Annotated in this window: 10 protein-coding genes and 2 riboswitches; of the genes, 9 read left to right on the forward strand and 1 reads right to left on the reverse strand. The window is 43.6% G+C overall.

Annotated elements, in window-relative coordinates; translation table 11 throughout:
- Positions 1-140: 140 nt before the first annotated feature.
- Positions 141-220, forward strand: a riboswitch (cyclic di-GMP riboswitch).
- 44 nt (positions 221-264) lie between these two features.
- From ABH008_RS04080 to ABH008_RS04120, 9 genes are all read left to right on the forward strand, one after another.
- The gene (locus ABH008_RS04080; RefSeq protein WP_347988576.1) at positions 265-1,098 is read left to right on the forward strand and encodes a hypothetical protein; all 834 of its coding nucleotides are present in this window, start codon (positions 265-267) and stop codon (positions 1,096-1,098) included.
- An 87-nt stretch (positions 1,099-1,185) separates the two neighbouring features.
- Positions 1,186-2,910 carry a hypothetical protein gene (locus ABH008_RS04085; protein WP_347988577.1) on the forward strand — a complete coding sequence of 575 codons (1,725 nt, stop codon included), beginning with the start codon at positions 1,186-1,188 and terminating at the stop codon, positions 2,908-2,910.
- A gap of 210 nt (positions 2,911-3,120) precedes the next feature.
- Entirely contained in the window at positions 3,121-4,773 is a 1,653-nt protein-coding gene (locus ABH008_RS04090; protein WP_347988578.1) for a POTRA domain-containing protein, read from the forward strand.
- 819 nt (positions 4,774-5,592) lie between these two features.
- Positions 5,593-5,669: riboswitch (cyclic di-GMP riboswitch) on the forward strand.
- A gap of 36 nt (positions 5,670-5,705) precedes the next feature.
- Positions 5,706-15,821 carry a filamentous haemagglutinin family protein gene (locus ABH008_RS04095; protein WP_347988579.1) on the forward strand — a complete coding sequence of 3,372 codons (10,116 nt, stop codon included), beginning with the start codon at positions 5,706-5,708 and terminating at the stop codon, positions 15,819-15,821.
- Between the two features lie 378 nt (positions 15,822-16,199).
- Positions 16,200-17,999 carry a DUF2341 domain-containing protein gene (locus tag ABH008_RS04100; RefSeq protein WP_347988580.1) on the forward strand — a complete coding sequence of 600 codons (1,800 nt, stop codon included), beginning with the start codon at positions 16,200-16,202 and terminating at the stop codon, positions 17,997-17,999.
- Positions 18,000-18,041: 42 nt separating this feature from the next.
- On the forward strand, positions 18,042-18,446 hold the full coding sequence (locus tag ABH008_RS04105; RefSeq protein ID WP_347988581.1) for a biopolymer transporter ExbD: 405 nt from the start codon (positions 18,042-18,044) through the stop codon (positions 18,444-18,446).
- Positions 18,447-18,454: 8 nt separating this feature from the next.
- A complete protein-coding gene (locus ABH008_RS04110) occupies positions 18,455-19,111 on the forward strand; it encodes an energy transducer TonB (RefSeq protein ID WP_347988582.1) in 657 nt (218 codons plus the stop codon).
- Positions 19,112-19,127: 16 nt separating this feature from the next.
- Complete coding sequence (locus tag ABH008_RS04115; protein ID WP_347988583.1) at positions 19,128-20,885, forward strand: putative porin; 1,758 nt, start codon at positions 19,128-19,130, stop codon at positions 20,883-20,885.
- Between the two features lie 12 nt (positions 20,886-20,897).
- Positions 20,898-21,533: a hypothetical protein gene (locus ABH008_RS04120; RefSeq protein ID WP_347988584.1), complete on the forward strand. Its 636-nt coding sequence runs from the start codon at positions 20,898-20,900 to the stop codon at positions 21,531-21,533.
- Positions 21,534-22,122: 589 nt separating this feature from the next.
- Here ABH008_RS04120 and ABH008_RS04125 read toward each other — a convergent pair.
- Positions 22,123-23,157 carry an IS110 family transposase gene (locus ABH008_RS04125; RefSeq protein ID WP_347985910.1) on the reverse strand — a complete coding sequence of 345 codons (1,035 nt, stop codon included), beginning with the start codon at positions 23,155-23,157 and terminating at the stop codon, positions 22,123-22,125.
- Between the last annotated feature and the right edge of the window lie 78 nt (positions 23,158-23,235).

Consider the following 23,235-nt stretch of genomic DNA (forward strand, 5'->3'; position numbering starts at 1 on the left):
TTTTGGAGTGTACTAGGGAGCATGGATGGCACGAACAGGGAAGAGGATAAGGAAGAGGTTAGGGAGTAGGTGATAAGGTAATAAAAAATGGTAGCGGGGAACTCGACACCTCTAAAGGTGTAGTAAACGTTTAAACAAAAGTGTGTCAAAGCTAAACCTGTCGTGAGGTAGGGGCGGAAAGTTACAGATCTTGAATTATTAAGATGGCTGGGCTGTCAACTTATGTGTTTAGATTTTTTAATTTTAAAACATAAGGATTTACAAATGAAATTTACAAAAACTTTGCTTGCTGCTGCAGTACTGATGGCAACTGCCTCTGGTGTTGCAAACGCGTCTTTGGCTAACAACTCTGTTCCAGCTACAGGCAACGAAGCTTTCTTGTCTGTGTATGATTCAAGCTATGTTAATACAGATGGTAGCGTAGGTAGAACTTTTAACTACGATTTGGGCGTTACTATGGCTCAAATCCAAACTTCAGGTTTGTCAGCATTCGCATCTTCTTATGACCTGAGCACTGACAGCAACTGGACTGCTTTTACTAACGGCATGAATGCTGCTACTACTAGCTATTTAGTTCTGGATGGCGGTGGCAACAATCTGTTGCAAACTGGTAACACTAACATTGGTTATTTGACACAAAGCTTGGCTGGTGTAGTAAGCTCAGTAGAAAAACAAGCTTCATCTATCGCATCTGGTGAAATTAATCTTTCTGCCGGCGGAAACAGCTCCTTAGTTACCAATGCTCCTGCAAACGGTACATATGGTCAGTTTACCAATGCTGGTGGTAACCAATATTCACCTGTTGGCATATACGCTGGTTTGAGCGGTGTGAATGCAACTTATGATCCAACTGCTGCTTATGGTTCACAAATCAGTTTGTATTTGGATACCAGCACTAATGTAACTTCAGGTACAGGTTCGCATAAAGTTACAGTAGCAGAGTATTTGGCTGGTGATGCAGCTGTATTGGGCGCTGTATCTTTAAGCGGCAATACTCTGTCTTTTATAGCACCTACTTCAGCAGTACCTGTTCCTGCTGCTGTGTGGATGTTTGGCGCTGGTCTGTTAGGCATGTTGCGTTTAAATCGTCGTAAATAATTACTCGCTAGCCTAGACAAACTGAAAAGTCAGCAAATGTGCTGGCTTTTCAGCTTACCTTGAATACAACAATTTCAGAGAAAAATCATGAAAAAATTAATCTTAGCAACTGCGGTTGCAGCGGCTTTCGCTGGTCAAGCGCAAGCATTTACTGCTGTAGCAGTACCCTTAACAGGTGCTGGTACACCAAACTGGACTGCAATCAATGCCGCCGGTAAAACAGAAGGCTATATCACTGGTTCTTCCGCTGCTACTCCTTTCCTGGAAGAAGCGTTGCGTAGCGAATGTAATACTAGCGTAAGCCCAGTTTACAAAATTGCCGATTCTACCAATTCAGCATTCGTTTATGTCTGCTCTAACGCAGGTACTAACGCTAACCTGACAACACCTTATTTGGTGATGCACAAACGTGATGGTGGCGGTTCTATCAATGCGCTTAAAAATGCAAACGGTACATTACAGTTTTTTGTTAACGAAGCCACTGCTCCTAATGTAACAGCTTGCCAAACTGGCGCTGCTGTTGTTGGTGCAATTTCTAATTGTACTGGTGGTACTGTATCACTTGCCACTACCGGTCAATTGGCTGATGTAGGTTTCTCAGACGTCGATTCAGCTCAGTTTTCTTCAGCTAGTAACGGTAGTGTTAATATAGCAGGTTTGACTAACACTTCAATGGCAACTGAAATTTTTGGTGTTGCTGTTTCTCTGAATCTGCGTAATGCCATGCAAACTGTTGCTGTAGCAGCTGGCGTGTTGCCTACAGGTTGTGCGACAGGTAATTCAGTTCCGGGTGCATTGAGAGAATCTGAAGCCTGTATGCCTAACCTGACTACTTCGCAAGTTTCAACTTTATTTGCTAATAATGGTTTTGGTAGCTGGGCTAACGTAGCATACGACAATTTAGATGGTGGTGCGGATCTGTATAACGGTACCGCGACTGCTAACGCTGCTGAGCCAAACGGTTCTACTGTACATATCTGTGCACGTACACCAGGTTCTGGTACTTGGGCAACTTTGAATATTAAATTCGAAAACGCTCCGTGCAATGGTAATAATGACGAAGCATTTGTAACTTCTTCCGTTAAAAATACAATTGGCCAAGAATCTGCTGATGGCGTTAAAGTTATCCATTCAATGAACGGTGCTTCTGATGTAGACGCCTGTCTTGATGCTTTAAATAATGGTGTTGCAGAAGGTACTTTTACGCCTTATCCAACCTTGGCTCCTAGCCCTGCGGCAACAGGTACCAGCAACAGCCGTTATGCTATTGCTGTTCAAGGTGTAGATCGTAATGCTAACCTGGCTAAAAACTATCGTTTTATTAAAGTCGACAATGTATCGCCTTCTGCTTATAACGTAGTGAATGGTCGTTGGAAATTGTGGTCAGAAATGGTCGCTGTAAGTAAAGGCCCTCTACCTACCAGTCCTTTGATCACTGATATCGTTACTCTGATCAAAGATCCATTGCATATTGCAAACTTGGACGCTTTAGTGGGCACCACTATCGCAGCCGGTACCGGTGTTAATCCTGGTGCGACTGCACTGACAGGTGTACAATCTTGGGGTCAAGTTTCTGGCTTCTTGGGTTCTGCTCTGGGAGCTTCTGGCCCAACATCTTATACTCCTTCAACTACTGGTGGCAGCGCTACTTTGTTGAATGCGGCATTCGATCCAAGCAGACCGGTTAATCCATATACCCATGCTACTTCTAAAGGCACTAATTTAAACCATTGCCGCGTACCAACTATTCCTAATGCTGCTGATCCAGCTAACAACCCAGCAGAAATGCCAGCTTTCTACGGCAAATACTAAGTATTTAGTGATAGTTTTGTAAAGGATTACAGTTGTAACATAGAAACCAACCGTCTTCGGACGGTTGGTTTTTTTTATGCTGACTAAAAATAAGTCGCATCCTCTTTTGTGTACGTGTCGTTTGTCATAAAACTTTAATACAAATTTCATACAATTCTGATGTATTAGCTTTCAATACGGAAGCGGTCTTGAATGTAAAATCATAACAACATGCAGTTTAACAATTTTAAAAGCAGCAGCTTTTTCCAGAGTTTGCCCTGGTTACTGTTGCCGATTAGTCTCGGCTCCTATTCGCAACTGCTATCTGCACAGCAAGCGGAAGCACTTGTAGTTGAGCAGCAAACCCAAGCCAACCCTGCGCCGCCAGCAACGTTTGATCTATTCGAATTGCGCATCAAGGGTAATACCTTGATTGAAAAAAAACAATTGGAACGGCTGATTTACCCATTTCTGGGACCTAAAAAAAGCATAGACGATGTGGAAAAAGCCCGTACTGCTTTGGAAGAGCAATATCGAAATTTAGGCTATCAAACCGTGTCCGTGGATATCCCGGAACAGGATGTTAAAGGTGGTCTGGTGTATTTACAGGTGGTGGAAGGTAAAGTTTCGCGCCTGCGTGTCACCGATTCCCGCTATTTTTCCCTGGGCAAAATCAAAGCAGGTATTCCTGAGTTAGCTGAAGGTAATGTACCCAATTTGCCAAAAATGCAAAAACAATTGCAAGATCTGGCGGCGCAAAGTCCGGACCGGCAAATCCAGCCCGTGTTGCGGGCGGGAGAAACCCCTGGCACGCTGGAGGTGGATTTAAAAGTAAAAGATGAATTACCCGTACATGGACGAATAGAGTTAAATGGGCGTAACACCTCAACCACGTCGCGCTTGCGACTGGTTAACTCTTTGCATTACGATAATTTATGGCAAGAAATGCACAGTGCCTCACTGATGTATCAGGTTTCTCCGGAAAACAGTGCAGAAGTGGATGTGTGGGCCGGTACCTATGCGCTACCAGTATTTGATAATGGTACGCGACTGGCTATGTATACCGTGCGTTCGGCTTCTAATTCACAAATCGCCAGTGCCGGTGCTTTGTCGGTAATCGGTAACGGTACTATTTACGGCTTACGTTTGGTCAAGCCATTGCCAGCAGTGGATAACTATTACCATACCACTACGCTAGGGGTCGATTATAAGGATTTTAAAGAAGATTTAAACCTGATTGGTGCAGATGCGATAAGAACGCCAATTGCCTATACGCCTTTTTTAGCCCAATACAGCGGCAGTTTTCGTGGCAAAGAAAGCATGAACAGTTTTGATCTGGCTCTGCATTTTTCGGTACGCGGCTTAGGTAACGATCAAACCCAGTTTGCCAACAAACGCTATCTGGCCAGTTCAGGTTTTATGTATTTGTTTGGCGATTACAAATTTCAGCATGATTTACCATATGGAATGGAAGTAACCTCGCATGTTACTGCGCAAGCTGCAGATTCACCTTTGATCAGCAACGAACAATATTCTATGGGTGGCGCAACCAGTGTGCGTGGCTATTACGAAACCCAGGCATTGGCAGACAATGGTGTGTTTGGTTCCGTGGAATTGCACTCACCGCATTTAGAGCCCATAGAATGGGAAGCTGTGAATAAATTGTTGTTAAGTAGTTTTTTTGATATTGGCAAAGGCTGGGTAAAAAGCCCTTTACCAGGAAGCGTCCATAGCTATGATCTGAGCAGTGCCGGGATGGGTTTACGCTTTCAGGTGTTAAAGAAAATAACCGGTGCATTTGATGTAGGGGTGCCGTTTACCTCAATCGGTCGGGTGTCCAGTGGTAATCCGCGCATACATTTTAGTGTAGCTACCGATTTTTAAGCGCTGTATTAATCGTTGCAAAAGTTTTTGCAGTCTATTTTTTAAGGCTGAGAATGAAAAAGATCGTTTGTCTTGAGTTAGTTGAAGGATGGGAGGTGTTTTTCATGCGAGAACGTATGAAACAATTAATATCGGAAATAGGCATTTATTCCTTATTATTCAGCGTAGGGTGGTTTCGGTGCGCATTAAGCATTGATCTCTTATCTGCGTATCGTAACCCATCAGCAAAAGAAATCCGCTACCTGACATAAATTAATGAGTGTGCGCGAATTAAACTGAAGTTTTTACAAAAAAATATTGATTTTGCTAGGTTAGGTTGAATGAAAATGAAATCCAGCTTCGAAGCTTACCATTCATGGGGTTAGGTATATCCGTGTTTCTGTTGGGATGGTCGTTTAGCTAAAATTTGTGGATAGCCAGATATATGCATATATTAATATCCCTATCAAAGTTTTCGTATTGAAATTACCAGATAATAAATAGAATTGTGACAATTTTATTACAAATATATTACGAGTTTAGTCGTAAAATTTTTTTTGAAAAAATCAACACAAATAATTAATGTATTTTTAATATATAGTACTTTGGTACAGTGTTAAATTTACTGTTAAAATATACAATAATAATTAAATATTAACAGAATATGTTTTAGGTTTAGCCTGTTTTGGTATATCTGCAATGGCACTTTATAAGCGGCCTTGCTTGAAATTTAAACCAAACCATAAATTCAGGCTGCATGGATTTACGTAACTGCTCATTCCGGCATCAAAAGTCCGGTAGCTAACCAACTGGGTGAGTAGCAACAAATTGACAAAAATGGTGTGTAAAAGCTAAACCCGTTGTGAAGCGGGGGCAGAAAGCTGCGGGTCTTCAAGCAAGATAGCCGGGTCGCCGCATAATGGAATTAATGCTCAGAGATAAAGGCGAGACCTATGTCCAGTAAACAGCTGACTACCAATAATAACGCGATAAGTTTTTTCAAATTAAAACCACTGGTTGCCGTTGTTCGGGTTGTGCTGGCAGGAGGTTTGTTCTCTGGGCCGGTACATGCGGAGTTGCCAGTGCCGGTTATTGATAATTGGCAAACGTCTGGTAATTCTGATTTTACCAGCGACGGCACAAATATGGTGATTACTCAGCATACTCATAATGCAATTCTAAATTGGCAACACTATAATGTGGGTGCCAATAATACCGTGCAATATAAACAGCCCGATGGCACATCGGTATCTCTTAATCGTATTTATGACATGAATGCCAGCAGCATTCTCGGTCATATCACTGCAAATGGTCAAGTATACCTGGTTAATAATAATGGTTTTGTCTTTGGCAATGGTGCTGTAGTCGATGCCAGTACTTTTGTCGCCTCAGCTTTAAACATCAGTAGCGAAACCATACAAAACGGTCTGGTTGCTGAGTTTAACGATACCACTACGATCAGTCATTTGGGTTCCGCTGCTTTAAACGGTGATTTAGACACAACGAAAAACGCTACAGCGACCACTGTTAATCCCAATGGTTTTATCAGAGTGGATAATGGCGCCAGCATACACGTTTCCGCCAATGGTCAAATTATTTTAGCGGCTCCAACCGTTACCAATGCCGGAAAAATCAGTGGTGACAGTCATGCGCAGATTATTCTGGTAGCTAGTAAAGACAAGGTTTATTTACAACCAGTTTCAGCCACTAGTCCGTTTGCGGGTTTGCTGGTAGAAGTTGGCACAGGCGGCAAGGTTACCAATCAGGCCGCTGGTGATATTTCGGTACGGGAAGGTAATGTTACCTTAGCCGGTTTTGCTGTTAATCAATCCGGTCGGATTTCTTCAACAACCTCTGTCAATGTAAACGGTTCCGTACGTTTATTGGCACGCGAAAATTTAAATAATGGCCCTGTGCAAGTTGATAGTTCAGGTTATTTAGTGCCTGGCCAAACTGTGCGTAGCGCCGATTTGGGTGATGGATTGAGTACGCAGTCCAGCGTTACTTTTGGTACTAACAGTTCAGTGACTATTTCGCCGGATGCTAATAGTGGTACTGCGATTACTGAGCAAACCCAGCCAAAATCCTATATAGAGGCTAGTGGTAACATTATCGACATGAAACAGGGTGCCTCGATAGTGGCGCCCTCAGCCAATGTTAATTTCACGGCTTTGGATAATAACAATCTAGCCATTATCAGTCAAAGACCCAGTTCACTCATTTCCCCTAGCAATACAGGGCGTATTGACCTGGAGAAAGGTTCCTCTATTGATGTTTCCGGTTTGCAAGCTGTGCAAATGACGATGGAAAGCAATGTACAACAGGTTTCGGTAGAAAGTTATAATTTGCGAGACTCCCCATACCAACGTGGCGGAGTGTTGCAAGGTGAAACAGTGCTGGTGGATGTGCGTAATCTGCCCACTATCATTGACGCTGCTGGTGCAGTTTCAGGGATGCATCACAGCGTTTATGAGCGTATGACCTCAGGTGGAACCATAAATCTAAAGGCCAGTGGCGACGTGATTGTTAATAACGGCGCTTCGCTAAATATTGCTGGTGGTTGGCTGGATTATCAGTCAGGCTATATTGCTACCACCCAATTATTATCCAGTACCGGACAATTAGTAGATATCAGTCAGGCAGATCCAAATCAGCACTATACACAAGTTTTTGGTACTGTCTCAGAAGGTAATGTTAAATGGAATGATTATACCAAATACAGTGTACAAGGCACGGTGGCAGGTTATTATCAGCAAGGTTATGTGCAGGGTGAGGCTGCGGGTACCTTGAATGTGCAGGCGCCCGTCATGGTGTTTGGTGGCGATTTAAATGCGCATGCAGTTAACGGCGCTTATCAAACTGGCACGCCGGTAACCGGAGGCAGTTTTTATTTTAATCAGGATGATAATGTCAGCAATGGTAGTGCGGCACTCTCCAACCAGAATGTACTTTTTCAAGCATCCAAACCTACGGTCAACTTTGGTGTCAACGATGTATTGCCGCAAAGCAGTGGTCAACCTCTGGCTATGCAATTGTCCAGTGCTTTAATCAATGGCTCCGGCCTGGGTCATATTTTAATCAAGACCGGTGGTAATATTACGGTTGGCAAGGATGCAGCGATATCTATGCCTGCTTTAAGCTCAATAGAGCTGGATGCTGGCAGTATCAATATTAATGGTAGCATCCATACCTCAGCAGGAAGTATTACCCTTAATAGTTTGGCGGTAAACAGTAACAAGGGGCTTATGGATATAGCTGCCAATTCACTATTAGATGTATCTGGCAGTTGGGTGAACAATTTACAAAATGGCGCAACCTTTCAGTCAACTAAGCCTGCTATTATCGATGCCGGCACGATTAAGTTATCTGCAAGCAGTGATCTAAATATTCATCAGGGGGCAGCAATTAAAGCCGATGGCGGTGCCTGGTTAAGCACTGCCGGACGATTGACTTCAGGTGCTGGTGGTGCTATTGCATTAACTGCGGGTGTCGGGGGCACTTCATATTTTGGGACTCTAGAACTGAATGGTCAGCTGGAAGCGTATGGATTGAATAAGGATGGTAGCTTATCGGTAACGACCAGCCAAAATATAGATATTGGCAATACTGTGCTGGATAAAACCGCATTAACGCTGGGTGTCAATGGCGATAATCATTTTAATTTTTCCAGTGCTTTGGCATTCAGTACCCTGACGCTGAATAGTAATGATGGTAGTGCCAGTCAACTCAGGCTGGAAGCGAATACCCAGTTATTATTAGAACAACAAAATAAAATCCTGACCGGCAACTATCAGCAGCAAGCCAGTGCAGATTCTATTGCTGCTTTTAGTCAAATAACAACATTACCCCACGCTTTGTTGGCACCCGAAACACTTAATTTAAGTGGCTATGCCGGTATAACGCTGGACACTGGTAGCGCTATCACTTTTGGTACTGGCAGCCGTTTTGATGCAAACGGCACAGTTAACTTGACATCTAAAGCAGGTAACGGAATTTATATTGATGGCACTATAAATGCGCTAGCCGGAAATATAGCTGTCAATCTTAAAGCTAATCAGGGAGCATATAATTCAAAACAGACCATTTGGTTAGGTGCAAATGCAGTTTTAAATACCCAAGGTATGACGCTGTTGAATGATCCTAATGCCCTTAGCATCAGTACCGGTAGTGTCTTGAATGGTGGTAATGTGTCTTTGCAGGCGCAAATTGGTTATGTGGTGATGGAGAAGGGATCACAAATTAATACTTCTGGCACTAATCACCAATTTACTGTGGCTGTCAGCAACACTGATGCGCCAGGATTTCACTACGAGTTTCCTGTAATCGGCTCAAATGCCGGTAATATCAGTATCACTGCTGCGGAAGGCTTGGTACTGGATGGTACGTTTTCTGCGCATGCCGGTTCTGCTAGTAACAGCGGCGGCAGTCTGGCTGTAACCCTCAATCGAAACAACCGTGGTGATAATCAAGCTGGCGATTTACCAACTAATGCTTTGCAACTGAATGTAGTGCAGGCTTATCAGCAACTATTGTCCCATAATCAAGGTTTTGGTACCGATTTAAACGGTTTTTTGGGACAGGCAACAATAAGTAGTGAGCAAGTGACGCAAGCAGGTTTTGATAATCTGCAATTGACGGTACCTAATCAATCCACTGGTGTGCAGGGCACAGTACAATTTGAGGGAGATGTTACTTTAAAAACGGCTTCCAGTATTAATATCGATGCGCCTAGCATTGCCTGGAGCGGACTGAATGGCAGTAACTCTGGTGTAGTTAAGTTGGACACTTCTCTGTTAGAGCTGGGTTCTTCCTCCATCCAGTCACAGAATAGTACGCCCATCACCGGCGGTGGTACCCTGCAAACCACTAGTAACGTCAACTGGACACAATTAAACGGTGCCTTGGAGTTAACCGGCTTTAATCAGGTAAATTTAAGCAGTGTGCATGATTTACGCGCCGTGGGCGTGGTATCAGCTACTGATAAAACCGTCATTGGCGAATTAACCACAGCAGCCAATCTGAATTTGCATGCCAGTCAGATATATCCGAGCACATTGACTAATTATACCTTTAATGTCATTGGCGATAATGGTCAGATTACTATTTCAGGTAGTAATACCGATGTTACCCCCTTGGCGGCAGATGGCAAATTGACCATCAATGCCGCGGTGATTGATCAAAACGGTGTATTAAAAGCGCCGTTGGGTAGCATAGCTATGAATGCCAGCAAATCTATGGAATTTTCTGCTAACAGTGTTACCTCTGTGTCTGCGGATGGAAAAACTATCCCGTTTGGGGTAATTTCTAATGGCTTATGGGAATATCCGTTAACGGACCAAAGCGGAAACACTTCCTCTTTAGTGTTTGATACTAAAACCACTGCAGGCTATGTCGCTGTGGGTGTGAAAGACCTAAGTTTTAATTCACCTGTCATCAAATTTGATACCGGTAGTGTGGTAAATGTTGCTGGGGGCGGGGATTTGATTGCAGCTGAATTTCAGGCGGGTTTAGGTGGTAGCTCTGATTATCTGGCTAACAGTAAAGGCTTTGCTATTTTGCCCAGCTTGGGTTCATCCTTGGCTCCTTATGATCCGAATTATTCTGCAAGCTTTAACTACGACCCACGCACCACTGTTTACTTAAGTGGCTATGGTGATCTTCCTGCAGGTTTTTATACTATATTACCGGCAGCCTATGCAGTTTTGCCGGGCGCATATCTAGTCACGCCAGTGGCTAATACGACCGATCAATCCAGTACTACCTATCTGGCTTCTGGTGTTCCGGTAGTTTCTGGATATGAAACTATTGCAGGCACTAATATTCATGATTCGCGAACCAGTGGCTTTATGGTGGAAACCAGTGCTCAGGTAAAGCAGCACTCTTTTTATAATATTCAGACCGCAAACAACTTTTTTACCGCTAGTGCTAACACAAACAATACCAGTCTGCCTTTGTTGCCTAACGATAGTGGTCAAATATCCATCGATGCAACGACACAGTTACTACTAGATGGCACTTTTAACGTGGCTTCTGCGCATGGTGGTAAAGGTGCCAAAATGGATATTTCCGCGCCACTGATTAAAGTTGTGACCAGTGCCAATTATGCGGCAACTCCAGGCACGCTGGAATTAGTGGACACCCAGCTGAATAAGTTGCATATTGATAGTCTACTGTTAGGTGGTACCCGCGTATTCAACAATCAAACCGGGGATACTACGCTCACCGCTTCGGCAGACAGTGTAAGTTTCGATACCGGTGTGTCCTTAAAGCAGCTTGATCTGATGGCTGCGGCCAAAAATACCGTTGAAGTGTTAGGTGGTGCGGACCTAACGAGTAGCGGTAAAGTGAATACTGGAGAATCTTTAGTCAATGTTACTGGCGATAGTGCTCTGTTGCGAGTTTCTGCCGACAATCAGATAACCATCAATCATAGCCAGTTATCCGGTGTAGCTGGCGTGGTTAAAATTGATAAAGATGCAAACATAACAGCTAGCAAATCCATATTACTGGATGGCAGTTATTCTACCCAGTTGAACGGCAATGTTAATATTAAAAATGGTTCTTTAAGTTTGGCAGCTAATAGTATTAATCTGGGTAACATTAGTGCGGTAAGCACAGACCCTTCGTTGCCACAGCCGTTAAATTTGTCTAATGATGTTTTAGCTGCTTTTGGTGCTGATACCCTGATTTTAAATAGTCGGAGTGCAATAAACTTATATGGCACTGTTGGCGAGTTTGATAGTCTTGGCAATCAACATCCGTTAAGTTTTAATAATTTGGTGTTGAATACAGCGGCTTTATCCGGTTTTAATCAACGTCGGAATGCCGTAGAGTTAGAAGCGACTAACTTAACTCTGGAAAATACTCAAAATGCATCATCAAGCATTGCTGGTAAAGGCCTCGGTATACTGGATGTAATAGCAACAAACTTTATACAGGGTAATGGCGTTGTTAATGTAGATGGCTTTAGAACAGTTAATGTTACTGTTGCAAATGAATACAATGCCACAGGTAATGGCACATTAAATGTGGCTGGCAATTTAAATTTAAGTGCAGCGGCTTTGACCACTACTGCGGGTGATAAACTTAATATTAATGCTACGGGCTCAAATGCTAATGTAGTAATTAGTGGTAACGATAATACTACGGTTTATAATTCCAGCGAATATGGCGGTGCTATTGCGCTGAATGGCAACTCTATAACCCTGAATAATGCCAATGTATTATTACCCTCTGGTAATTTAAGTCTGACGGCCAAAAGCGGTGATATTTTGGTGGAAGGCCAAAGTAAGCTGAATCTGGCGGGGGCTGCCGTTAATTATGCGGGTAGCTTGCAATATACCCCAGGCGGTACTTTTAGTGCAAACGCACAGGCGGGTAAAATTACCTTAACCAAAACTACCGAACTGGATATTGGTTCTGGCGGCACTAATGCAGCAGGTGGTCAGCTGAACTTAAGTGCGTTAGCCCAAAGTGTAGAACTTGACGGTACCTTGAACGCCAAAGGCGCTAGTGCCACCATTAATGTAGCTAATTATGCAGCGGGTCAAGACTTTAATGGTTTAGTGGATAAACTGACGGCAGCTGGGGTGAATAATAATCTGTATTTTCGAGTGCACAATGCTGATATTGCGCTGGATGCCGGGCATGAGATTGTCGCCAAAACTATCAATCTGGTTTCAGATCAAGGGGCTATTGATATTGCCGGAACCTTGAAAGCTGATGGCGTCAATAATGGCGGTAGTATTCAACTCAATGCCGGTGGTGAAATTACCCTGGAAAACCATTCTTTATTGTCAGCAAAAGTCACTAATATCAGTAATGGCGGTGTGGGTGGTAATGTAAGTTTGTCTTCTGTAGATTCATTGCAACCGGGTCATAGTGGTATTAATATCATGTCGGGTGCCACCATAGATGTGACTGGTTCCAATGCCGCAACTGGCGGGGTAGTCAACTTGAGTGCCTTACGTACCGGAGGTAGTAGTACTACAGTGGATACCGGAATAAATATCCAGCCCATAGCGGGTAATGTTGTCGGTTACCGCGAATTTAATGCTATAGGCTATAAAAAGTATACCGGAGTTGATAGTAATGCTATTACTAGCGATACCACAGCCTATATGGCAGCCGCCGCACAAAGCGTTGCCGATTTGGGCGCAGGGCTAACGTTGCGTCCCGGTGTTGAAATTGACTATAACGGCAATCTGGATTTGACTGATAGTTTGGACTTATCTGCCTTAAGTAGTCAGGGAATTGCGGGTAATTTGATTATTGCTGCCAGCGGAAATTTAACACTGGATAATGGTGCATCGATTACAGATGGTTTTAATAATGGCACTCTGGAAACGGTAGACTCCTGGTCTATGCAGTTAGTTGCTGGTGCAGATCAAACTAGCGCGGATAAATTCGCCGTGGCTAACAGTGGTGATTTAACGTTGGGTTCTGGTTCCAGTATACATTCTGGCTCTGGTGATATTAAGTTAGCCGCTGCCGGTAATATTGTGTTAACCGATCAAACCTCAACTATATATAGTGCTGGTAAAGACACCGGGTCAGGTACAGTTAAACTAGCTGCCAATACCGCTTATGCAAATGCAGGTGGCGATATCGTGATACATGCCGGTGGTAATGTGGTTGGTGCGGTGAGCAATCAGTTTCTGACAGCCTGGACAAATCAACAATATGCAGGTGTGACTCCAAGAGGAATAATCAAATTACCCGCCTGGGGTATCGATGCCAGTAAGTTTCAGGAAAATATAGGTTCCTTTGGTGGCGGGGCTGTAACGGTAAGTGCAGGAGGCGATATTACCGATCTTTCTGTGATGATGCCTACTACGGGTAAAGAAACGGCTTCAGGAATTCAAATTCAAGGTGGTGGCACTATGCAGGTTAATGCCGCTGGCAACATAGCTGGTGGTGCTTATTATCTGGGCATGGGCAGTGCCACGCTGACGGCTGGCGGAAAAATTGAAGGTAGTGCCAATCAATTTAGCAGTGGCCCGCAAATCCTAATCAGTGGTGACAGCTCTGGGCAGCAAACAGTGGCTGCTGGCAGTGGTGATTCGCAAGTGACTTTGAACGCCAATCAAGGCGTTGCGGTGTCTGCGGTTTCAGATGCTATGAGCATTGGATCTGGCACAAACGGCTATTCTAGTTACACAGCAAAAAGTGGTATTACGATCAATAGCCTGTCTGGTGATATTCACCTGAGTGCTGATACCAGTGTCGCAGAGGCGTTGGTTGGCGCTTCAACAGTTGGTAGTGCTCAAATATTCAGTGAAGCATATCCTGCAACTCTGAATGCAACTGCTTTTAATGGTAACGTCATTCTGGATACAAACATTGTTATGTCGCCATCCGCTTCAGGAAATCTTAACCTGTTTGCCAAACAAAATGTTGGTGGTAGTACTAGTGACTCATGTGCTGGCAATGTGGTAGGAGAGTGTAGTATTGTCATGTCCGATGCGTCACCCGCAAACATAGCTGGTTATCAGGTTCGCTCAACGGCTCTTACTCAGCAGGTAGATGGTGCCTTGTTTGATGCCTATTATGTTGATAGTGGCACGGTAAATTCTTCTGCTTTTAATAGTAGTATTTTCCACGCTTTAACCCCGTTACATAGTACAGATACACAATTAGCGCACATAGTGACCCAAACGGGTGATGTGTCTAATTTGTATATTAACTTGCCTAAACAGGCAGTTATCAAGGCTGGGCAGGATATGATTAATGCCTCAATCAATATTCAGCAAATCAATGCTACCGATGGCTCAGTGATCTCCGCAGGTCGCGACTTTGTATTTACGGCTACTCCGGATAGCGATGGTGTTATCCATGCCAACGCTTATCAAAGTATACAGGTGGGGGGGCCAGGTACGGTTTTGGTAGAAACTGGTAGAAATCTTGATTTAGGGGCTTCGGTCGGTATAGAAACAGTGGGTAATTTCAATAACAATGCTTTATCCAGTACAGGTGCCTCGGTGAATGTGGTGGTAGGCTTAAATGGTGGAACGCCGGATTATAATGCGTTCATCAATAAATACTTACAAGACAGTAGTCAATATGCAAGCAGCTTCGCAGCATTGCAAGCTATCATTACTCCTTTTATGCAGCAGTATACCGGCATCACTAATTTGTCTGATAGCGCAGCCCTCACTGCCTTCAGCAAGTTGGATGCCAGCCAAACCACTGCTATTCATCCGCAGTTGACTGCTTTGTTGGGTAGTGTGTTTTTCAATGAGCTTAAGGTAGCGGGTTCTGCGGCTGCTGCGGATAAGTTGGTCGGTTATGCCCCCGGTTTTGCCGCGATAGAGGCTTTATTTCCGGGTACCAATTGGTCAGGCAATATCACCATGGATTACAGTAAGATACAAACTGTATCGGGTGGTGGTGTAAATTTATTTGTACCGGGCGGGCAGGTTAATGTGGGCTTGGCAGTAGCGCCTACCGGGGCTGCGGCTAAAGCGTCCTCTGATCTGGGTATCGTGGCTCAAGCTCAGGGTGATGTTAATGCTTTTGTGAAAACCGATTTTGAAGTGAATACCTCCAGGGTGTTTACGCTGGGTGGTGGTGATATTTTATTGTGGTCGTCTGATGGCAATATTGATGCCGGAAAAGGTGCTAAAACAGCGTTGGCAGTGACTATTCCACCTCCTTATTTTAATTCTAAAACTCATCAATTAGTGGTGCCTGCGCCAGTTATTACCGATGGTAGCGGGATTCGAACCGCAGGAAGCGACACCATAACTCCGGGGAATGTCTATTTATTTGCACCACAAGGTGTGGTAAATGCTGGTGAGGCGGGTATTGGTGGTACCAATGTCACTATTGGCGCGACCGCCGTACTGGGTGCGCAGAACATTCAGGTCAGCGGTGTCAGTACCGGTGTGCCGCAAGCTTCCACAGGTAGTTTGGCGGCTGGTTTAACTGGAACCAGCAATGGTACCGCGGGTGTTAGTCAAGTTGCACAAGCTGCAATAGACGAAGAGAATGGTCAAGGCCAGAAAAACGCTATGAAAAATGCAGTGTTAGGTTTGTTGAGTGTTGATATTTTAGGTTTTGGTGAATAATCAATATAGAAAATGACTTTGGTTAAAAAATAGCCTAAGTAATTAGAATGGCTGCAAGCAATAAGTCAAGATCGTTTTGATGACTTGCTTGTAGCGATATCACTATATAAACGTTTGAAAAGGTTTTAATAAATTTTGCGAAAACCAAGCTGCTAAATTTACTAAATCGATAGTTCAAAAATGATATTTTGGAAATCGAGTATTTAGATGTTTTTTACCTTTCAATCAAAATAAAGTAATACTTTCTGAACTTTCCAATTGCTGAATAGCTTGGTTAAGTAAATGCTGTGCACTATATATTGAAAATCATGCATTCTGTCATATTAATGTAAAAATCCATTGCGATAATGGCAAGGATATTTTGATTTGAGATAAAAAATGAAACGGATTGTTTGGCTGATAGCTGCACTTTTAATGACACCAACCCTGGCTCAGGCATGGTGGAACGATGACTGGGGCTACCGGAAAAAAATTAGCATTGATGCCCAAAAACTTCAGCAGGATGCCATTAAAATTCCAGGCGATGCAATGGCCTTAGTAAGGCTGCATACCGGTAATTTTACTTATTTTATGGATTTGGGCGAAAACGGTAAAGACATACGTTTTATGTCTAGCGACGATAAAACTCCGTTAAAGTTTTATATCGAAAAACTCGATCCAGTGAACGAGATGGCCTTGATTTGGGTAAAGTTGCCTAAAGATATTGCGACTGCCAACGAGCCTTCGTTCTGGATGTATTATGGCAATCAAAAAGCGGTTACGGCTTCTGAAGCGCCTGCTATTTTTGATGTAGCGCAAATGCTGACTTATCATTTCGAAGCTGGCGCAATTAAAGACGCAACCGCTTATGCGAATCAACCGTCTGTGGCGACCAGTACAGTAATGGAAGGTGGCGCTATAGGTGATGCTGCTGCCTTTACGGGTACTGAGCAGGTGCGAGTAACCAGTTCGCCAGCAATTAAAATGCTTACTTCAGAAGGATGGACAGTTTCAGCTTGGGTTAAAATTGATCAGCCACAAAATGATGGTGTGATTTTTCATCGCGATAGCCTAAGCTTGTTTGTTAGAGGGCAGTCGCCAGTTTTACGGGTGGGTGGCAAGGAATTAGTTGGTCCAACCAGTCTTAATTTGGCGCTGTGGCAGCATTTGGCTATTACAGCTAACAGCAGTGGCTTTACTCTATATTTGGACGGTAAACCATTGGGGGTTTTACTCGCTGATGTATCGGTTCTGGATGGTGATATTGGTATTGGTGCCGATGTTTCTACATCCACGGTAAGTCGCGGATTTAGTGGTGCGATAGATGAAGTGGAAATTTCCAAAAATGTGCTGGATCAAAATGCGTTGCAATTTGCGGCGGTCATGCAAGGCCAAAATTCGGCACTGCTAGCTTATGGTGAAGACGCTACTCCTGAGAGTGAAGGTGGTGGTGAATCCTATGTGCTGGCCACCTTGAATAATGTCACTATTGATGGTTGGGTCATTATTGGTATTTTAGCAGTAATGTTTCTTATCAGTTGGATAGTAATGTTGGCTAAAGGTATCGTTTTGGCTCGCACTCTGCGTGAGAATAAAAAATTTGAACATGCTTTTAACCAATTAGGTGTTGCTGATTTAACTAAATTAGATCATGCGGATGAAGAAGGAATCGAGGATTTTAATGAATCCCCCTTGCTTTTGTCTTTGACGTCTAATCATGCCGCATTTGCTGGTTCATCAATCTATCGTGTATATCACATTGGTTCGCAGGAAATTAATAAACGTTTGGTTAATACCGTGGATGGTGCTGTTGCTACTCCACAGGTTTTATCAGCACCCGCACTAAATGCCATTAAGTCCTCTATGGATGGCGTCATGGTGCGCGAATTGCAGAAGCTAAATTCACAAATGGTATTACTGACAATCGCTATCTCTGGTGGTCCATTTTTGGGTTTGCTGGGAACGGTGGTTGGGGTAATGATTACTTTTGCGGCCATCGCAGTCAGTGGTGAGGTGAATGTAAACGCAATCGCACCGGGTATTGCTGCGGCTTTGACAGCAACGGTTTGCGGTTTGGCGGTGGCTATTCCTGCGTTGTTTGGATACAACTATCTAGGTAGCCAAATCAAGGTAATTACCGCTGATATGCATGTATTTATTGATGAATTTATAGCCAAAATCGCAGAGCAATATAGCTAAGTGACTTTTATAACCCCTAGAGCTTAATCGAAGAGTAAAAAAATGAAAGTCCAGGAAGAAAATGCGGCTTATGACGAAATCAACGTCACGCCGATGTTGGATTTGGCCTATGTGTTGTTGGTGGTGTTTATTTTGATGACTACCGCCGCTGTGCAAGGCATACAGGTTAATTTGCCCAAAGCGAGTAATGCGCCCAGTTTGTCAAAGCCACAAACCAAGGCTGTGACAGTAACGGCTGACGGTACCATTTTTCTGGATACCTATCCAGTGACGATGGAGCAACTTGAGGCGACTTTGATGCAATATAAGGCTGCTAATCCAGAATTACCCGTGGTGGTGAAAGGTGATGCTACCGTGCAGTACCATAGTGTTGTTGAAATTTTGGCATTATTGGGCAAATTGGATATTACTCAGGTGGGTCTGGTGACCCAAAACTTAGTTAAATAAACACAAGTATGCCTGATAAAAAGCGTTTTCGAGTGTATGTGCCGAGAATTATCGGTGGTGTGTTGGCTGCTATAGCCGTTTTTTTTGTAGTAAAGTTAATAGTTGGCTTTATTAATGATAAGCCGACTAAAAACGAGAAAAAGATTCAGCCTATTACTTTGCTGAAACCACCACCACCTCCGCCACCACCGCCTAAGGTTGAGACACCGCCTCCGCCCGAAGTTAAGCAAAAAATTGATGAACCAGAGCCAGAGCCGGAGCCTTTGCCGGATACGCCGCCTGATGAAGCGCCTGCGCGCGATTTGGGTTTGGATGCTGAGGGTTCGGCTGGGTCTGATGGTTTTGGTTTAGCGGCACGAAAAGGTGGTACCGGTTTGTTTGGCGGGGGTGATCCCTATAAGTATTATGGTGGCATAGTAAAAAATGAAATTTTGTCACTGCTGTCAAATCATGACGAATTACGCCGAAAAGGCTATACCGCTATTGTCAAACTCTGGTTGAAATCTGATGGTACGGTAGATCGGGTTGAGCTGGTCAAAGGTAGTAACGACAATGAAATTGATGAAATCTTAACCCGCTTGCTCGAAAGATTTAAAAAAGTTGCCGAGCCTCCACCGCCCGGTATGCAGCAACCTATTAAATTAAAAATTTCTTCACGCGTCTAAATATACAGGAATAACGATGGCGATTAACAAACAGCTGATAGTAGCTTTAGCACTATCGGGGCTGATCGGTGTGGCACATGCCGATGAAAAGGAAGAGTTACTCAAATTGCGGAATACGACTGTTAATTTAATCAAGCAGTTGGTTAAGCAGGGCGTGCTTACCGATAAAACTGCGAATGAAATGATCAAGCAAGCAGAAGCCGATGCAGGTAAACAGGCAGCTGCAGCTAAGGTAGCTGGTGGAAAGAATGCAGTAGATGCCGGGAATGTCGAGCAGGCAGCCGTTAATGGTGCAGTTGCTAAAGATGCCGTACCTGCTGATGAAGTGCGCGTAACTTATGTACCCGATTTTGTTAAGGACGAAATACGCCAACAAGTACGTAGTGAATTGCGTGAGGAAGTGGTTGGTGATGTTATGCAAAAAGCCAAAGACGAAAAATGGGGCACTGCTGAAGGTGTGCCCGAATGGGTGAAGCGTTTTAAATTGTCTGGAGATTTGCGTTTACGCGATCAGGGCAATTTTTATGCATCAGATAATATAGCGAAAAGTTATTTTAATTGGCAAACCATCAATACTCTTAATAATGGCGCGGGAAATGGTATTGGTCCGGCGGGTATTAATGCTTTCCAAAATACAACTTTGAATCGTAATGTGAGTCGTGAACGTTTCCGTTTAGGAATTGATGCCGATATTGCTAAGGGTGTGGATGCCGGTATTCGCTTGGCAACAGGTAATACACCAAATCCAGTGTCTACCAATCAGACACTTGGTAACACAGGCGCACTTTATCAATTTGCCGTTGATCGGGCATTTCTAAGATACAACGGCTATGATGACAAGAAATTTAACTGGTTGACTGCTATGGCGGGTAGAACACCCAATCCATTCTTTACAGCAGGTAGTGAGGTGGTATGGGATGAAGATTTATCTTTTGAAGGTGCTGCGTTAACTATCCGACATCGACTAGGCGTTGATCAATTATCAGATGAAATTGGTGGTAAGGGTCCTACTGTTTTTGCTACCGGCGGTCTTTTTCCTTTGCAATCAACAAACTTAGTTTCTGGGCTGAGTGCGCGGGATAAATGGTTCTTCGGTGGCCAGATTGGAGTAGATTGGGGCTTTGATAATCAGGATAGTTTGCAAATGGGTGGTGCGTATTATGATTATCAAAACATTAAGGCTGTTATCAATAAAAGCGCCAATCCATTGTGTAATACCAATACAGCTGATATGAACCAGTCTGTGCCTCAGTTTATGCAAGGTGGTAATAGTTTGGTGAGTATTTGTAATGGCAATACTGATTTGGCTTCGGGGGGCTTGGTTGGCTTGGCTTCAGATTACAGAATTGTCGATATCAATGCCTTATACGATATGGCTCTGTTTTCGCCTATCCATCTTAGATTTAGCGCGGATGTTGCCAAAAACATAGGCTTTAACCGCTCACAAATTTTGGCTTATACGGGCTATCATATTGCTGAAAAAACCACTGCTTGGCAATTTAAGGTCGATCTGGGTTGGACTAAAATGACTGCGCCAGGAAATTGGAATATTTTTACTGGCTACAAATACGTGGAACGAGATGCGGTATTAGACGCCTATACCGATTCGGATTTTCATAATGGTGGTACCAACGTTAAAGGTTGGATGATGGGGGGTAATTACGCCCTAATGAAAAGCGTGTGGCTAACAGGGCGTTGGCTAAGCGGTAATGTTATCAATGGGCCAGCCTATGGTTTGGATGTTATGCAACTTGATCTTAATACTCGCTTCTAAACGGGATATAACATGAAGGTTTTTCGTAAAAGGATTATTGTTATTTTTTTGCTTCTAAGTGGTTTGGCTGTCAGTGTAAGTGCTGCGCCGCGTGATGCGGGTAAAGCTGATAGTGGTGCGGTACAAAAACTACAGATGATGGTGAAAAGCCTGACCAGTGAACGGGATGCAGCAAAAGCTGAAGCCAGTAAAGTGCTGGCTGAGGTTGAGCAACTGAAGAAAGAAAATAAAGAACATATGGCAGCCATTAAATCCACTGAGGCTGCCAAACAGCAAGTAGATAGCGAATTGACGGCGCAAAAAACCAGTACTACCGAGGTACAAAGTCGTCTGGAGCAAACGAATACTCGTCTGCTGGAAGTAATAGAAAAATACAAGGTGCTCAATCAGTCTAAAAATGAACTGACTAACGAGCTGGCGGTTTTAAATAATAAGCATCAAACCACAGAACAAAAGTTAACCACATGCGAAGAGCGTAACGTTAAACTGTATGAGTCTGGAAAAGAGCTGCTGGAACGCTATCAAACAAAAGGTACCTTAACTTCAGTGTTGCAGGATGAGCCACTGTTGCAATTTAATAGTGTCGAAATGGAAACCATCAAGCAAGATTATGAAGATAAACTGCGCTCTGGTGTCTACAAACCCTAAATTTCGTCACTACTCAGCGTAGGGTGGGTTAGATGCGCAACTGAAGTGCTTTTAGGCATAGATGTCTGTAACCCACCATGGGGATAAGAAAACTGCTCTATAACCTATAACAAAATGGGTGTACGAGAATTATTACAATTTTTATAGGATGTGCCGACGCCAGGAGGCGCATCGATCGCGACTGATGCGCATCACTTCGTTCAGTACATATATGGACTTCCCCCCTATTGCAAGACAAATTTTACCAAAATGAATGATTTCAAAAGTAATCAAGATTGCCGCCATATATTCGGTTTCAATTAGAGGTTGATTAATTTAACCACTGAACCTTGATGAACGTATTCGCGCGCTATTTCCACAAACATCCTAACGATTTTTAAAATCTATGTGCTTGAACGGGATAAATAGCACCGGTCTGACCTGTTGTTATCATCAATTGGATTTACTTGCCTCCGCAATCTGTTTTACTCTGTGTTACACCATTCACTTTTAATCATATCAACTGAGGGTTATCCACGCCTTACCCAACACCGGAACCCTTCTATCACGTGTAGGTGTTGGGTAAGGCGTGGATAACCCGGCCTACACGCTACGACATGACTACATCGGCGGACCTAACCTCATACCTCTTATTTTGTGTAGCCATTACCCACAAAATTCGGGCATTTTTATTGGCCAGTGCGACGGCCGCTTTGTTAAAACCACGTCGTTCAATTAGCGCCTGCAACCATCGACTTAGCGAGTCTGTTTTACCTTGGCAGTTTTTCAAGACTGATCGGGCGCCGTGAATCAGTAAAGTTCGCAGATAGCCATTACCTCGTTTACTGATACCCAACAACACCACCTTGTCACCACTCGTGTGCTGTTTGGGTACAATGCCTAAACTGGCTGCATAATTTTTGCTTTTGGTATAGCCTTTACCGTCCCCTATATCCGATGCAGCCATAGTAGCCGTAATGGCTCCTATACCTGGAACCTCTACAAATCGTTGACATAATTCGCTCTGAATACAGAGTTGATCAATCTGCTTATCATACTCTTTGATCGTTTTATCCAATTCCTTGAGTTTTTCAAGCTGTTTGGCAAACAGATTTCGACTGATCACGCTTAAACCATTCTCAGCATCTTCAATAATTTCAGTGAGGTGCGTTCTGAGCTGATTGATGCCTATAGGCAGCACAATTCCCCACTCACCTAAAAAACCCCGAATTCGATTCGCCACCGCCGTCCGTTCATCCACTGTACTTTGACGCAATCGATGCAGCATTTGAATATCTTGCTGCTCAAGCGTCTTAAGCGAAACTGTTCGTCTTTTCGGTTGGTGTGTTGCCGTCCAAATAGCCTCTGCATCGTTATAATCATTTTTATTGCCCACCACAAACCCTTTCACATAACGGGCATTCAGCAATACCACTTCATGCCCCAGTTTCTTGATTTCTCGCGCCCAATAATGCGAGCCTCCACAGGCTTCCATACCAATAATACTGACTGGCAAGTTCGCTATGTACGACAATAAATCCGCTCGCTTTACTTTCTTTTTAATCTGTTTCAGTTCAGCATTAAAACTCACCAGATGAAAAATGTTTTTTGCTAAATCTAAACCAATTACGTTATTCTTGATCATGGATTTCTCCTTACCCTTGTTTATTTGCCAGGTGCATTATGACACCGTTAGGGGTGGGGAGAAGTCCATGCCATCATC

It is taken from the genome of Methylomonas sp. AM2-LC (assembly GCF_039904985.1).
Classification (GTDB): domain Bacteria; phylum Pseudomonadota; class Gammaproteobacteria; order Methylococcales; family Methylomonadaceae; genus Methylomonas.